The organism is Chitinophaga sp. 01L420 (assembly GCF_056399985.1).
The window spans coordinates 14,381-30,841 of sequence record NZ_JBFTSK010000033.1; the positions used below are offsets into that span (position 1 = coordinate 14,381).

Annotated in this window: 13 protein-coding genes; 1 reads left to right on the forward strand and 12 read right to left on the reverse strand. The window is 45.9% G+C overall.

Annotation, left to right across the window (positions count from 1 at the left end):
- Positions 1–5: 5 nt before the first annotated feature.
- The 5 genes from AC1DP6_RS25490 to AC1DP6_RS25510 all read right to left on the reverse strand — a co-directional run bounded on the left by AC1DP6_RS25490 (position 6) and on the right by AC1DP6_RS25510 (position 6,708).
- Positions 6–3,266, reverse strand: a complete 3,261-nt coding sequence (locus AC1DP6_RS25490; protein WP_477057368.1) for a TonB-dependent receptor — start codon at positions 3,264–3,266, stop codon at positions 6–8.
- A gap of 232 nt (positions 3,267–3,498) precedes the next feature.
- A complete protein-coding gene (locus AC1DP6_RS25495) occupies positions 3,499–4,695 on the reverse strand; it encodes a FecR family protein (protein ID WP_477057369.1) in 1,197 nt (398 codons plus the stop codon).
- A 79-nt stretch (positions 4,696–4,774) separates the two neighbouring features.
- Positions 4,775–5,407, reverse strand: a complete 633-nt coding sequence (locus tag AC1DP6_RS25500; protein ID WP_477057370.1) for an RNA polymerase sigma factor — start codon at positions 5,405–5,407, stop codon at positions 4,775–4,777.
- An 86-nt stretch (positions 5,408–5,493) separates the two neighbouring features.
- Positions 5,494–5,952 carry a NanQ anomerase/TabA/YiaL family protein gene (locus AC1DP6_RS25505; RefSeq protein ID WP_477057371.1) on the reverse strand — a complete coding sequence of 153 codons (459 nt, stop codon included), beginning with the start codon at positions 5,950–5,952 and terminating at the stop codon, positions 5,494–5,496.
- Positions 5,953–6,042: 90 nt separating this feature from the next.
- Positions 6,043–6,708 (reverse strand): GDSL-type esterase/lipase family protein, encoded by a 666-nt coding sequence (locus tag AC1DP6_RS25510; RefSeq protein WP_477057372.1) that lies wholly within the window; start codon positions 6,706–6,708, stop codon positions 6,043–6,045.
- Positions 6,709–6,774: 66 nt separating this feature from the next.
- Here AC1DP6_RS25510 and AC1DP6_RS25515 point away from each other — a divergent pair, with 66 nt between their 5' ends.
- The gene (locus tag AC1DP6_RS25515) at positions 6,775–7,182 is read left to right on the forward strand and encodes a YrdB family protein (protein ID WP_477057373.1); all 408 of its coding nucleotides are present in this window, start codon (positions 6,775–6,777) and stop codon (positions 7,180–7,182) included.
- On the opposite strand, the gene AC1DP6_RS25520 is transcribed toward AC1DP6_RS25515, so the two are convergent.
- The 7 genes from AC1DP6_RS25520 to AC1DP6_RS25550 form a co-directional block, all read right to left on the reverse strand.
- Positions 7,179–8,162: an ABC transporter ATP-binding protein gene (locus tag AC1DP6_RS25520; RefSeq protein WP_477057374.1), complete on the reverse strand. Its 984-nt coding sequence runs from the start codon at positions 8,160–8,162 to the stop codon at positions 7,179–7,181. The two genes, AC1DP6_RS25515 and AC1DP6_RS25520, sit on opposite strands and share 4 nt — an antisense overlap.
- A 198-nt stretch (positions 8,163–8,360) precedes the next feature.
- A complete protein-coding gene (locus AC1DP6_RS25525) occupies positions 8,361–9,434 on the reverse strand; it encodes a dipeptidase (protein WP_477057375.1) in 1,074 nt (357 codons plus the stop codon).
- A gap of 14 nt (positions 9,435–9,448) precedes the next feature.
- Complete coding sequence (locus AC1DP6_RS25530) at positions 9,449–10,489, reverse strand: PfkB family carbohydrate kinase (protein ID WP_477057376.1); 1,041 nt, start codon at positions 10,487–10,489, stop codon at positions 9,449–9,451.
- 101 nt (positions 10,490–10,590) lie between these two features.
- A complete protein-coding gene (locus AC1DP6_RS25535; protein ID WP_441576100.1) occupies positions 10,591–11,061 on the reverse strand; it encodes a RidA family protein in 471 nt (156 codons plus the stop codon).
- A 71-nt stretch (positions 11,062–11,132) separates the two neighbouring features.
- A complete protein-coding gene (locus AC1DP6_RS25540) occupies positions 11,133–12,449 on the reverse strand; it encodes a gluconate:H+ symporter (RefSeq protein ID WP_477057377.1) in 1,317 nt (438 codons plus the stop codon).
- Positions 12,450–12,565: 116 nt separating this feature from the next.
- Positions 12,566–14,881, reverse strand: a complete 2,316-nt coding sequence (locus tag AC1DP6_RS25545) for a glycoside hydrolase family 20 protein (RefSeq protein WP_477057378.1) — start codon at positions 14,879–14,881, stop codon at positions 12,566–12,568.
- 2 nt (positions 14,882–14,883) lie between these two features.
- Positions 14,884–16,443, reverse strand: a complete 1,560-nt coding sequence (locus AC1DP6_RS25550) for a SusD/RagB family nutrient-binding outer membrane lipoprotein (RefSeq protein WP_477057379.1) — start codon at positions 16,441–16,443, stop codon at positions 14,884–14,886.
- Positions 16,444–16,461 lie beyond the last annotated feature (18 nt).

Sequence of the window (16,461 nt, forward strand, 5' to 3'; positions counted from 1 at the left end):
AGCGATTAAAATGTAAGATTCAGACCTAACAAAACAGTGCGGGACAACGGATATACATCCCATGAATTGTCCATACCTCTTGCCAATGCACCACCACCGATATCCGGATTGTAGCCTTTATATTTTGTGATAGTGAACAGGTTCTCTCCGGAAGCAAAGAGTCTTACTTTGTCGATACCCCATCTACCTGTCAAACCTTTAGGCATAGTATATCCAAATTCCAAACGCTTGAAACGCAGGTAGGAACCATCTTCCAGCCATCTGCCACTATTTTCGCGATTGTTATTATTAGGATCAGATAACGTGAAACGTGGGAAGTTGGAATGATTTTCAGGCGTCCATGCATTCAGCACATCTGTAGAGAAATTCGTGACTTCGTTCATTTTATCCATCCACTTTCTCCTTGCATTATAAATTTTATTGCCGGTAACTGCTTCCAGGAAGAGGCTCATATCAAAACCTCTCCAGGAGAGATTAGCAGATAAACCCAGGTTCAGTTTAGGGAACGGGCTACCTAAATTCTGTTCATCCTGGTTATCGATAATACCATCGTTGTTATAGTCTATGTAACGGATATCACCAGGCTGCGCGTTAGGCTGAATCAGTACACCATTTTTACTGTGTGCTGCTACTTCTTCTTTGGAATTAAAGATGCCGTCTGTTTGAATAAGGAAGAAAGCACCAATAGGATAGCCTACTTTTGCTCTTGAAATACCACCAAATTCCTGCCTGCCGGAGCCTATGTTGATCGCCGTCATTTCATTGGAAGTATGTGCGAAATTGAATCCGAGGCGATAGTTCAATTCTCCTTTTTTATCAGTGTATTCCAGAGATACTTCGTATCCTTTATTCTCGATGACGCCGGCATTAAGTGTAGGGGAACCCGTTTTACCCACTGAAAGCGGGAAAGGCACATTTAGCAAAACACCGCTGGTTTTCTTATTGAACACGTCGAAAATGACGAACAATTTATTATCCAGGAAGCCCGCGTCTACGCCGACGTTGGTAATCTTGGTTTCTTCCCATGACAAATCTATCGGAGAAGCATAGCCGCTGGCAGTAGCCCCTGGCCACAATACACCACCCTGTACATAGTTAAGACCACTGGTAATGCTGTTTTGTGTTAAGTAGTTACCGATTTCCTGGTTACCCAGTACGCCCCAGCTACCACGGAGTTTTAAGGTATTTACAACAGGAGTGATACCAGAGAAGAAATGCTCATTGTGTATATTCCATCCGGCAGAGAAAGATGGGAAAGAACCATATTGGTAATCTGTTGCAAAACGGGAAGAACCATCTCGTCTTACAGAAGCAGAAAACAGGTACCTGGAATCATAGGAATACATGATACGAGCAAAGCGGGAAACCATACTGCTGGTACTGGAAGAACCATCATTTCTCTGGGAGGTAGCCAAACCTGCGCCCAGTACGGAAGTACCTATTGGCAAATCATCACGGGACGCGCTGAAGCCTGTTGATATGTTCTTCTGCGCAGTATAACCGATCAATGCATCGATGTTGTGTTTACCCAGTTTCTTCGTATAGTTAAGGGTATTTTCCACCAACCAGGAGTTATTGGTACTGGTAGATTGTGACAGATCCGGTAATGGATTAGCGGAGTTACCATCGTCAAATGCGCCTGTATAAGTACGGGAGTTGCTTTGAGCTTCGGTAAGCCCTACATTGAACTTATATTTAAGTCCTTCTATCAGCTTTACTTCTACAAAAGCATTCGCCAGCAAGGAAAGGTCTTTGGAAGTATTGTCTATACTTTCCAGGCGGGCAACAGGATTCGACAGGTTCTTCATAAAAGTTGGCCTTTTGCCGTAACCACCCAGCGTATTTGCAGCATCGTAAATGGGAACGGTAGCAGGCATCATCAGGGCACTGCCCACAATGCTGTGCACCGCATCTCCACCACCAGGGTTGTTGCGGGTAGCTCCTCTTTTGATGATAACTGTTTCACCAACACGCAATCTTCCTTTATTATACTCTGTTTTCACCCTGAAATTAGCGGCAGAATAGTTCGTATTAATGATGGTACCATCTTCCTTCAGGTAACCACCGGATAAGTTATAGGTAAAGTTCTGGGATCCGCCGCTGAAATTTACGTTGGTGCGGGTTAAAAAAGCTTGTCTGAAAATAGCATCCTGCCAGTTGGAGTTAGCACTTTTGCTGTCGTAAGCGGGAATGCCGGTGATATTGGCGCTCATCAGTTTGGTCCATTGTTCCCCGTTGAGTAAGCTCATTCTTTTAGGCACAGATTGTACACCAAACCAGGTGTCTACTTCCAGTTTGGGCACGGATTCTTTGCGGCCACCTTTCGTGGTAACGAGGACTACGCCGTTAGCGGCGCGGGAACCATAAATACTGGCAGTAGCTGCATCTTTCAATATTTCAATGGATTCCACATCATTGGGGCTTACACCATCAATATTATTTACAAATACACCATCTACAATATACAACGGGGCATTGTTACCGAGGGTGCTCATACCACGGATGGTAATGATCATACCTGCACCAGGTGCGCCACTGGAAGATTCAACAGATACACCGGGTACACGGCCCTGGATGGCGGAGCTGATATTTTTTGATACGTTTGCACTGATGTTACCTACTCTCACGGAGGAAACAGCACCAGTTACGTCTTTTCTTTTCTGGGTACCATAACCTACTACTACCAGTTCCTCTGTTTGCACTGCTTTAGGTTTCAGGGCAATATCCAGTGCACCGGCCTGTGAAACGGATTTTTCCACTGTTTCATAACCAATAAAGGAGATGACCAGTACACCACCATTTTCAGGTAGTTGCAGGGTATAATTACCTTTTGCATCTGAGCTGGCTCCTTTGGTGGTGCCTTTCAGCTTTATAGAGGCGCCGGTCAGCGGTTCCTGTGTAATGGCATCGGTGATTTTACCGAATACGGAAATGTTAGCCACGGGTTGCGGAGCCTCTTCAGTTTGTTCCTTTGTTTTTACAGAAAGGATAATAGTATTATCAACAATACTGTAATTGAGCTTCTTATTAAGCAAACATTTGCCCAATACGTATTCCAGGTCAGCCTGTACTACGGCAACAGATACTTTATCTGCCTGCTCCAGCATTTCAGTATTATAAAAAAAGGTATACCCGGTTTGTTTCCGGATTTCCCTGAATACCTTAGACAATGCCACATTGTGCATGTTAAGGGTTAATTTTTGCGAGTAACCGGTAGCACTTACCTGCATAGCCAGTACCAGTAGCAAAAAGGCAGCTAGTTTCATAACTTTCAGCATTTGCGCGAATACCCTACTGTTGGGGTATTTGCCAGCATGTCTAAATAGCATAGATTTGTTAAGTTTTTGGTGAGCGTTAAGCTGTTTACGTCAAATTAAGCGCATAACATGCCCGCCAGACATTTCAGCCGGGAACGTTGCCGCGTTCCCGGTTTTTTTTGCCTGAAGCATTCATTATACGAAGATCCTGGTTGTTACATCCTTATACTGATTGGTGTTATTATTTTACTTCAACGATGATTTCTTTGCCTGCTATTGTATACTGTATCCCGGCTGTTTTTAAAATGTGTAACGCCTGGGATAACGTGGACTGCTTACGTATAGAACCGGTGTAGTGCTTATCCGGCACCGGGCCATTAAATTTTACATTTACATCATACCAGCGTGCCAGCTGTCTCATAACCGTGGTGATATCATCGTCGTCAAATTCGAACATACCTGTTTTCCATGCAATCGTTTTATCTATGTCTGCTTCGCTTACCTCAAACTCCTGACTACCTTTTGGCAGTACGGCCTGTTGGGAAGGGGCCAGCAACACACTGCTGCCATTTGTTTGTGCTACTTTAATTTTTCCTGTTACCAGTGTGGTGTTCACTGCATTCTCGTCGTCGTAGGCCATTATATTAAAAGCAGTGCCCAGTACAGCTACTTTCAGTCCATTGTTCAACTGTACATGAAAAGGTTGCGCAGCGTTTTGTGCCACATCAAAATATGCTTCCCCGGTGAGGTACACCGTTCTGTCTTTACCTGCAAACTTTGTCGGGAACCGCAGGGAAGAGGCAGCGTTGAGCCATACTTTGGTGCCATCTGGTAATACCAGCTGGAACTCTCCTCCTCTGGGGGTAGACAAAGTATTGAACATAATTTCATTACTGGAATTACCGGCTACATTATATACTATTTTCCCATTGTCTTTGTTAATTTGAGTACCGTCTTTTTCTTTCAGCCCGTTGCCCTGAATGGCATCCAGTTGTACTTCTGTGCCATCGCCCAGCAGCAGTTTAGCTTTGGGAGCACCTGGTAATATATCCTGTTGTGCCAATGGTGCAGCTGCCGGCGAAGGGGTATGCCGGTTGCCAAACTGATACCAGGCGGCTCCACCTGCTACCAGGAGGAGTACGGCCGCGGCTACGCGCCAGCGGTACAGGTGACGCACCTTATTATTTACAGTAGTGGATTGGTCTATATGATCCTGTAACAGGGACCTGAATCGGTTCACTGCTACGTCCAGCCGGCCCTGTTGTCCATTAACAACATCAAATGTCCTTCGGGCCCGGTCAAAAGCAGTGCGCTTTTCCGGATTTTCGGCGATCCATTTCTCCCAGTACAGTATGTCGTGCTCATTGGCTCCCATACAGTAGCGTAAAAAAGAATCATCTAACAGGAAGTCTTCGGCGACGTTAAATTGTTGATCCATTGTTACTGTTAATACTAGGTAGTGTAAGAAACCGGGATTTATTCCCAAGAAAACGGAAACTTTTTTTAAAAAAGTTTTTTTACTGCAAAAGCCGTATCAATATCAACACCATCAGTTCCACCGACAGGCTTTTAAGGGCGGTCCCCAGGGTATTGTAAGCGGTTTTGGTGGTGATACCTACCCGTTTACTGACTTCTTCCATACTAAGGCCATCGAAATAGCGGAGTTGTATTAATTCTTTCTGCCTGGGCGTGAGGGTGGCCATTGCCCGCTTTATCTTCTGTTTTACTTCTTCAGAAGTTTGTATGGCTACAATACATTCCTCATAGGAAAGTTCATGGTGTTCGCTGATATCGGCATAAGCGTCTGCAGCTTCACTGGATTTTTTAGTCTGGCGGATGCCTGCAAATATTTTGCGGCGCAGGTAAGTAAACAGGTAAGACTTTACATTACTGACTTCAGGGAGCTTGTGCCGCTGATCCCATATCTCGAGGAACATATCATTGATGGCATCTTTGGTAATTTCCGTATCTCCGCAGCTGCGAACACCATAGCTCACAAGATTAAAATACAGGCATTCGTACAGGTCTACCAGTGCCTCCTGCCCATTTTCACGGACACGATTCCATAAAAGTACGTGTACTCCTGCCTCGTCTGCCGGGGTTCCGGCAGCAAATTGCCCGCGGAAAAAATTTGGTTGCTCACTGTTCATCTGGCATTAGCTATTACATAAGTGGAATAGGGAAGTTAGCATTCAGCGTTGCAGAAAGGGTATTCAGAAACGCTGAATGCCAGCAACTATAAGCTAACTGCTATTTTTATCACTATTTTCTTCACCGGCATCGGTGTACCCACCTTAATATTGGGCATGTGCAGGTCGGTAGGAAAGAAGATGGCAAACATCCCTTTCTCCAGCCGGGAAAAGAACATGGGATTTTCTGCAAACAGCTGGTAGTCGGCCGTTTCATCATATGCCTTTGAGGGCTTTTGTTCCTGCAGGAAATCATGCCCGATGAGCTCCGACCCCGACACTATATACTGAATATCAATATACTTTTTGTGCGACTCCATCTGTTCGGTAGACGCGTCTACAGTATCATATTCATTTACAATAGCGAAGATGTTGGTCCCATCTATTTCATACTTTCCCTTTTCCAGGGTAGCCAGATCCGTTTGTGCCAGGTATTCAAATGCCTTGATAAATTTGACGCCGAGGCGATAATAAAGATGGGCATTCTGCAGTGTATCCAGTATCATGCGTAATAAAAGATGTATTAATCAAACGGCAAGATACTTTTTTTTCCATTCACCCAACCTTTTGGAGTTTGAGCCCCGCCACGTAAATAACTAGTTACGCAACAGATACGGCTGTACCACTTTCTCCCAGATGGCATACCCTTGCTTATTCATATGCAGCATATCCTCCAGGAATAATTCCTTGCGGGGAAGACCGTTCTTATCCAGCATTTTTGAGTAGATGTCTATGAACGTGGTATTTTTTTCCTTTGCCAGGAAACTTTTGATCAGGGCATTGCTTTGCTTAGCCTTCTCAAAAAAGGCAGCTCTGGACGGACTGGGTTTGATAGAAATATAAATCAGTGGTATGGTTGGCAGTTCACTCCTGATTTTGGCATACAATACCCTGAATCGTTGCAACAACGTATCTGCATTGACGTTAGCCGACGGTAAATCGTTTTCACCTACATATATCACGATCTGTCTGGGAGCATACGGGAAAATGATGTCATTGGAATAATACGTCACATCATTTGTTTCGGCGCCACCAAAGCCTCTGTTCAATACCACGTACTTGCTGAAATTCCGTTCCAGGTCATCCCACTTCCGGATGGAAGAGCTACCAATAAACAAGATAGGATGTGGTGGTGGTGCATACATTTTGTCGAATTGCTTAATAGTACGGATATCGTTCTCATACTCTTGCGGCGATTGCGCCCATAAATGCCCACCGATGTGCAGTAATGCCAGCCCTAAAAGAAACAAAAATTTTCTCATAACAATTAAATTATCCAGAAGACGTTAAGTTAATCGAAAAATATTTAATTTGAAACAAACTATACCATGAACACTCACCCCGTCAACCTTGCCGTTCGTTTTGTACTTGAAATCATTATGCTGATTGTATTGGGTTGCTGGGGCTGGCACCTGGGCACCGATTGGCTGCGTTATGTGCTGGCGGCGGGGTTTCCACTGATAGCGGCGGTGCTCTGGGGCAACTTCCGCATTCCCAATGATCCAAAACCGGCGCCGATAGCCATTCCTGGGCCATTAAGACTCCTCCTCGAATGGATATTGTTTGGGTTGGCGGTATATGGATTAAGAGTACTGGGCCGTCCGCAACAAAGTTTATGGCTCGCGATAGTGGTCATTGTACATTACGCAGTATCCTACGACAGAACCTGGGTGATGCTGAAAAATAAGCCCTATAACGGATTTGCGGGCAAAAGCATTATGGGAATGAAGCCTTAAAAGTACCACACCATTTCCGGTGCTACACCTACGTTTACCGTGGCGCCTTTTTTGAGCCGGGTATCCGTTGTTTTAATGGTCAGGACTTCTTTTCCCAACGCCACTTCTGCTTCAAGGTAGCTGCCGTAAAAGTTAAGCTCCAGGACCTTACCACTGACAGCATCTTTTTTTGTACGCACAATTTTAAAATCTTCCGGACGGACAAAGATATTTTTACCGTTCAGCGTAATGCCGGGCAACCCTTCCAGTATGGCGGCGTTGCCGGGAGTGATGAGGTTATATTTACCAAACAATCCGGCTACATACTCATTCACCGGCTGGTTATAAATTTGTTGAGGAGTTCCCTGCTGTACAATTTCTCCGTCTTTCATCACCAGTATCTCATCTGCCCAGGGCAGTATATCCTGGGGATCATGCGAAATCAGCATACAGGTAATGCCCAGCCGTTCGCCCATATCACTGATTACATTTTTCAGGATACTTTTATGGATCATATCCAGGTTGGAATATGGTTCATCCAGCAAAAACAGTCTGGGAGAGGATATCAACAGTCTGGCTATGGCGATACGCTGTTTTTCTCCGCCAGACAACTGATCTGTTTTTCTTTTTAAGAGATGTGATATTTTGCAGACATCATATATTTCTCCGGCCTCTTCGTCGGTGAGCTTATTGGCATAGGAGAGAATTTCTTCTACCCGGTAATTATTCCGCAATTCAAAATGCTGCGACAGGTAGGCCGTACCAGGATGCCCTGGTATCAATACTTCCAGCGCTCCTTTTACTCTTTTACCCTCAAACATCACCGTCCCGGAATCGGCCTGCCCCATCCCCCCTACAATTTTCATCAGCGAACTCTTACCGGAACCGGTTTCACCCGCGATAACAATTTTCTGAAACTGCTGTTGTGTAAAGCTGACATCCTTTAGAATATAAGCACCGTGCTGTTGTTTACTGATATTGGAGACCTCGAGAAAATTCATGCGCGCAAATTAAGTTTTTCTGGGGCAGGATGAAAGCGAATTTATTGATTTACCGGATTTTTGTTTTTAGGACTTTAGTAGATAAAAAGATGTTGGGAGATGATAGCGAATATTCCGCTATCATCTCCCAACATCTTTTAAATCCTACTATATAGTCATCTAAATCAGTATAATCCTGCACAAAGACAAAAATCTGCGCTAATCCCTCCAGGCATTACGCAGGAAGCGCAGCCAGTTACCGTGCATCACGTTTTCGATATCTGTTGTGCTGTAGCCTCTTTTAGCCAGCAAATCTGGTAGTTTCTGCATATCTGCAATGGTTTCCAGGTCGTATGGACATTGCTCTTTACCAAAGGCGCCATCCAGATCGGTACCAATGCCTACGTGCAGGGCGTTGCCGGCAATCTGGCAGATATGATCCATATGATCGATCATTTTTTCCAGGTTACAGCCCATGGCTTCCGGAGTGGATTGTGCGCGTACCCAACCCGGCACCATCATCCAGGCATCGAGTGCACCACCAATCACTGCGCCCTTCTGAATAAGCACTTTGATCATGTCGTCACTGAACTGCCGGTTATGATTCACCAGTGCGCGGCAATTATTATGGCTGGCCCACACGGACCCGTTAAACAGTTCCATGGCGTCCCAGAAGGCGTCATCACAGAGGTGGGTGGCATCCAGGATCATGTTCAGCTGCTCCATTTCTTTGATGAGCTGCCGTCCCTGTTCATTCAGGTGGCCGGTCGCATCTGTGCCATTGGCATAACGCCCGGGACCATAGTGCGCTGGACCTATAGCACGCAATCCTTTATTGTAGGCGCGCTCCAGGTATTTTAAATTAATGATGGAGTCGGCTCCTTCCAGGCTCAGAATATAACCAATAGGCTTTTTATCATTGGGGGTACCGTCATTCCAGAGCTGTAAATGCTGTTCCAGCCCTTTCCGGTCTTTGATCATAATCATCTCTCCCACATCTTCCATGGCCTTATACCACGATAGCTGCCCTTGTGTTTGCGCCCATGCCTGTTCCGGCGAGTGCCAGCCAGGCAATGTATTGTCCGGCGCCACATAGCGTCCTATCTGGGTGGCTACCACCAATCCGATATTTCCTTTTCTAAGTTCCGGAAACGCTACTACTCCTTTGGCGCGATCCGGCTTGTCTGTTAGTCCGGCTTCCCTTGCGCGGATAGCGGTTACAGGCTGTTGCAGATCCCTGTTCCACTCCATTGCGTTCATGCTGAGATCCAGATGTGCATCTATCGTAAACATAGTTATTTCATTATTTAGCGTACAATTCTTCCGGACATACCGTTCTTCATCAGCTCTTCTACTTCCGTGCGGCTCACAATCGCCCAGTCACCCGGGATACTTTGTTTGATGGCGCCGCAGGCGGTAGCAAAGTCGATGACTTGTTGCGGGAGATAATTATTCAGGAGACCATATAACATCCCGGCTGTAAAAGCATCACCCGTACCAATCTGGTCGGTGATATCCGTCAGAGGAAATCCTGTTCCGTAATAAAACTGCCCTTCATGTGCCAACGCGCCGGTGTACCATAGCTGCTGGTCTTTTACCTGCCGGAAGCTCATGCCCAATGTTTTAAGACGGGGCATTTTTGAGCGCAGGACAGTATAACACTCCTCAAATCTTTGTTCCAACGGCAATGCAGGGTCGGTGTCAATGTCAAAATAGACTTTCACTGCATCCAGATCGGCTACCGTCACCTCACTATGTTGTAGCAGCGCCGGCATGATGGCAGATGGGTGTTTACCATATTTCCATAGCTTGGAGCGGTAGTTAAAATCTGATGAGATCATAATATCCGCCTGCAGCGCAGCTTCCAGCGCTTCCGCACAAACTTCCGCCGCACTTTCAGATACTGCCGCCGCTACACCTGACCAATGAAAACAATTACTATGGGCGAAGACTTCTTTCCAGTTGATCTGCCCTTTCTGTAACTCCCCATAAGCCGTGCCTGTTCTGTCATAGATCACCCTGGTAGGGCGGATGCTGTTGCCTGGCTCTGTAAAATACAGGCCCAGCTTATCACCGCCATACAATATTTTATCAGTGTTTACACCATGACTTCTCAACTGTTGTACACCGGCTGCTGCGAGGTCATTGTCCGGCACACGGCTGATATAATCTGCCTGCATACCCAATCTGGCCAGCAACACACATACATTTGCTTCCGCACCTGCATAGTAAGCGGTATATCCGTCTGTTTGCTGAAATCGTTTGCCCCCATTACTGTGCAGCCGCAGCAAAAATTCCCCGAAGGCTGTTACCCGAAGACCCTTGTTACCATCCGGTTTTTGCATCATTTATTTATTTTGATATCTGGATATTCAGTGAACTGCTTCAAAAAGTAGTCTTTTTCTGAAACATACCCGCTAAATATCCAAATATACAAATCAACCGCTGTCTAGTATAATTCAAACAAAGCTTCTATTTCTACCGGGATATTATCCGGTAAAGAACCGAAGCCTACTGCACTTCTAACCCCTACTCCATTCTCTTCACCCCAGATGGCCGCAAACAGTTCACTACAACCGTTGATAATATATGGATGACGCTCAAAGTCCGGTGTACAGTTCACCATACCCAATACTTTGATAACGCGTTTCACTTTATCCAGGCTACCAACATGGGTTTTAATGGTGGAGAGCATGGTTAAACCAACCTGTCTTGCCGCCAGTTTACCCTGTTCCATATCCAGTGCATCTCCGATACGGCCAATGATCAGTGATTTATCATGCTGCACAGGACCATGACCGGAGAGATACAGGTATTTACCATCTATAAGAAATGGTTTATAAACACCCAATGGCGCAGGCGCCGGGGGCAATACCAATCCCAGGGCTGCTAATTTCTCTTCTGCATGATTGTTTTCCATAGTTGCTGTTTTAATGTTCTTAATATATGATTTGGTTATGCTGCTTTTTTATTTTTCGGGAGAAGAATACCTTATACGAACCTGTCCAAAATCAGGACACCGAAAAGTCCTGCTGTTCCTACTATCGTTTCCATGACCGACCATGATAACAACGTATTCTTTATACTTAAGTTGAAATACTCTTTAAACATCCAGAATCCCGCATCATTTACATGGGAAAACATCAGGCTGCCGGCACCAACGGATAATACCATCAGGTTGGGGTTTACATGTCCCTGTAACATCAGTGGGGCGATCATGCCTGCCGCTGTAATACCGGCAATAGTGGCAGAACCTACACAAGCCCTGATGATGGCAGCGGTTAACCAACCCAGTACCAATACCGGAATATGCCAGGACTGCATAGCAGTGGCGATTTCAAGACTAACCCCACTATCTGCCAGCACCTGTTTCAGCGCGCCTGCACCCGCAATGATCAACAGGATCATGGCGATGTCTTTGATCGCGTCTGCATAAATATTCATGATCTTCTTCACCGGCCTTTGCTGAAAAATACCCAATGAAAACGTGGCGATCAGCAAAGCAAACAACATTACGACCGTGGCATCGCCTGCAAATAATATCCAGCGATGAGTGGTCTCATTCCCTCCGCTGAAAAAATGAGCCAGTAAGGTAGTAATTATGAGCAGGAATACCGGCAACAAGGCCGTCATAAAACTATTACTTTTTCCCGGCAGCGGCGTGTCACTAACCTCCTGCTGCTGAAATAAGCTCGATGGTGTGGAGGGCATATTCTTCAGGTATCGGGCAAAGAACGGCCCTGCCAGCAGCAATGCCGGGATCGCCACAGCCAGGCCATACAACAGCGTAAGTCCCATATTGGCATTGAACTGTGTTACCAACGCGGTAGGTGAAGGATGCGGCGGCAGAAATCCATGCGTAATGGATAAAGCTGCCAGTGTAGGCAATCCAATATATACCGCAGGCAATTTATACTGGTACACCACCGAAAAGATCAATGGCACCATCAACACAAAGCCAACGCCATAAAATAATGGAATACCAATGATAAACCCTGCTATCAGCAATGCCCACTGCATATATTTTTCTCCGAATACCTGCATCAGCGAGTTAGCAATCTGCCTCGCAGCGCCGCTTTCTGCCACCAGTTTACCCAGCATAGCACCCAGCACGATGATGATCAGCAGTCCTCCTACGGTGTCGCCTATACCCTTTTGCAGCGAAGCTGGAATCTTATCCGCCGGTATGCCCAACAATAAGGCTGCCAGCACGGATACAATCAGAAAGGCAATAAAAGCATTCAGCTTGCCCCAGGTTAGCAAAACAATCAGCACCCCCATGCATAGTAATACAATCAAAAAAGACATAGTCAACAAAAATAGCTTTTAGCAGTTAGCTATCAGCTTCTAGCTATAAAACGCAGGTGTAAGACCACATCATCTCCGCTGCATTTACTAACAGCTAAAAGCTAATAGCTAAAAGCTTAATCAATATTAATTTCATCCACCAGTAACTGGCTGTTTCCACCCGCGCCATACTCGCCGGCGGGGATCACTCCTTTATTACGGGCTAACACTTTTACATACCTTGTTTTCACCGGCTTCACAGGTAAACGTATTTCATTGATACCGTTTACCGGGAAAGAAGTAGCAGTGGCCAGCGGCGTGAAATGCACCCCATCTGCGGACACTTCAAATTCCAGCGCTGTCGGAGGCCACATTTTCTGCCAATGATAGTTCAGGCAATTAGCTCCTACCTGTTGAATCACTTGTTCACTGCCCAGGTCAATCACTGCTTCGAGGTCACGGTTGCTGAAACCCAGCCACTGTCCGTCGTTGTAGCGGTTAGATGCTGCAATACCATTTACCAGTAAGCTGGCATCGCCGGTGTATTTTGTATTGGGCGCCTGCTTTAAAGTAATGCGGGCACCGGTGGCTTTATTTATTGAAAACGACTGTTGAAATAACCTGTTGGTATGCTGATGCTGCTGATACAAAACCGCTTTGATCGTACTGCTCTTTGTCAACAATATCGGCTTTTTGTAAATACTGCTTTGCGCTCCGGGTATACTGCCATCTGTGGTATAACGAATAATAGCGGTATTATCAGAAGAATGCAGAGAGATGTATAGTTGTCCTTTTGCCAGGCTGTCTGCCGTATAATTGATTTCTTCAAAGTTACCGGCAGCATTGATATGCAGTTCTTGCAACAATGGCTGCTGCGCTTTAAGGCGCTTACAAAAATCAGGATAATCCCTCACGGATGGTTGCGACCAGGCTCTTTCTGCCATGGCCAGCATACGGGGAAAAATCATGTATTGCGCCTGCTCCACCGTATTCAGGTATTCACTCCATGCCTGCCCCTGCATACCGGCAATATAAGGCAGCAAAGTGGTGTCGCCGGCGGCACGCAAAGGATCGTAGTCATATACTTCTTCCAGTGGCGTATATCCTCCGGCGGCTGTTTTCTCTTCCGGATATAAAGACTGATAATGATCAAAATACAATTCATCTTCAGGTGTCATGATCACATGGTGCTGCTGCCTGGCGGCTGTTACGGCACCTTCCACTCCTCTCCAGCTCATCACGGTAGCGCCGGGCGCGAGGCCACCCTCCAGTATTTCATCCCAGCCTATTATTTTTCGCCCTTTACTGTTGATATATTTACCGATTCTCCGGATAAAATAACTTTGTAATTCGTGTTCATCTGCCAGGTGCTCCTGTTTTATGCGTAGCTGACAGGCAGGGCAATGCGCCCATCTTACCTTCGGGYATTCATCACCACCTATATGGATATACGTAGATGGGAATAATACCATCACTTCATCGAGTACATCCTCGAGGAAGGTGAAAGTGCTGTCGTTGCCTGCACAAAAAACATCATCAAAGATGCCCCAGAACTGTGCTGTTTTATAAGGCCCTTTGGTACATCCCAGCTCAGGATAAGCTGTGAGGGCGGCGAGTGCATGACCAGGCATTTCAATTTCCGGAATCACGTTGATATGTCTCGCGGCGGCATAGGCAACGACTGCTTTTACTTCTTCCGTGGTATAAAATCCGCCATATTTCTTTCCATCAAACTGATGGGGTAATTCTTTCTTGTGTCCTATCATCGTCTGATCACGCCAGGCGGCTACAGATTGTAGTTTAGGATACTTTTTTAGTTCAATTCGCCAGCCCTGATCATCTGTCAGATGCCAGTGAAAATTGTTGATCTTATACAGTGCCAGCTGATCTATAAGCTGTTTGATAAAGTCTACCGAAAAGAAATGACGACTCACATCCAGGTGCATACCCCGGTAACCAAAGCGGGGATAATCACGTATCACTACACCTGGCAAAGCCAGCGTAGCAGCACCTTTTCGCTGCCACAACTGCCGCAGGGTGGCAATACCATGTATGATGCCGGTAGCATCGTACGCGGTGATAGTCACCTGTTCTTTTGTAATGTGCAGCAGGTATTCTTCCGGCTGTTTTACCAGGATGGTATCGGTACGCAAAACGATACGGTTGTTCCCATTTTTCAATGGCAATACCTGGTCGTTGGCTGGCAACATAACTGTTGAGGGCAGCGCCTTCCCGGTTTGTTCCAGGAAATATCCCTGCAGCAGCGCCGCGGCGCCTTCATTCCCCGGATCCGCCAGCAGTTGGGTATGCGGGGTAATAAAAAAGCTGTCTGTGTTGTAAGCCGCTGTTACCGGCAAAGGAATCAAGGCTGCCTTTGCGGCAGCCTCTTTCCTTTGTGACATCGTTATGTTACAAACACCTGTCAGAATGAATACATGCAATAGTCTTTTCATAATTATTTATCCCACCAAACTCTGGTTGTTAATAAATCTGCTCCTTGTCTACCAACAGCTTCGCGGTAATGTGCACCGTTGATGCCCTGTTCCGCTACTGAATAAGGTAAACGACGGGGAATAGTTCCTCCGGTAGCATTACCTACATAGTTAACAGGTGTCAGTACAGGGAAACCGGTACGTCTCCAGTTAGCATAGGCTTCCTGTTCGTCCAGGAATAATGCTGCCCAGAATTGCGTATGGATCTGATTCATCTGCGCATCCACAGTACCACCTGCATTAAACGGATGGTCTGTTACGTATTTATCGATCCTAGTGCCGGATATTACACCTGCCGGGCCAAACAGCGACCAGTTCTTTAATGCAGCCGTTACGCCATCTTTATAGAATTGTGCTTTATCACCGGTAATCCAGCCACGTAAGGCAGCTTCGCTGAGTAATAAATTGGTTTCGGCGTTGGTTAATAACAGCAAAGGTGCCGCGTTATTTAAAACAGTCGCCGGATTAGGTTCGGAATAAGTAACAAAATCAGCCGTCTTTTTATCTGTTCCGTTAGGCATTCCTTTCTGGATAGCAGCAGCCGTATCAGGTTTATTATTATTCCACACCACGGATACTACGCCCAACCGGGGGTCATTGTTCGTTTTCAGAAAATCAATCCATGTCTTGCTGTATTTACCCCACTCAATGTTATCTGCACCATGGGAGTTCAGGCTGTAATCCTGTCCAACCAGCTCAAAGGCCACCGGGTTGTTATTGTAGATCTGCGGACCATCACTATATGCCAGTACGGCATTGTCTGTTCCGTTCAGGATTACACCGCCGGCAACTGCTTTCTGTACCCAATCCTTAGCCACTACTTTTCCGTCTGTTACCCTGCTGGTACGCATAGCCACTCTCAGCATCAAGGAGTAACCGAATTTCTTCCACTGGTCTACATTTCCCTTGAATAAAAGATCCGCAGGACCGAAAGTAGCCTTACTGGCGTCAAATGCTTTGATGGCTTCATCCAGCTCTTTCAGCATGTCTGCGTAAATATCTGCCTGCGCATCATACTTTGGTAAAAACACACTGTTCTTTCCCTGGGTTGCTTCTGAGTAGGGTACGTCTCCGTAAAGATCTGTAATACGCTGCATCAGCAATACTTTCCATATCCGGGTGGCCGACAGTTTATTTACATTATCTCCGGCAATAGCAGGATCTTTCAGCGCCGTGATAATTTCCTGCAGTGTGAGAATGGCATTGGTATAAATATAACGGTAGTAAAAACTCTGATAGAAGTCATTCACGGCATATTTATCCCCTGCACCTGACCCGCCGATTTCTTTTGCAATGGAAAAGTGCTGCACATAATTACCACAGTGCAGGTAAGAAGTATAGAAATAAGCCCTGTCGTATACCAGGTTACCTTTCAACAGGCTCTGGGTAAAGAGAAAGTTGACGTTAGGCTTGGTAGAAGCGTTTGGATTTGTATTTAATTTTTCAAATCCTTTATCACAGGATGACAGTCCCAATACTGCCCCCAGGAGTAATATAAATTTATATCTGGCAAATCGTTGCATGAGTAATTTTTTAAAGAG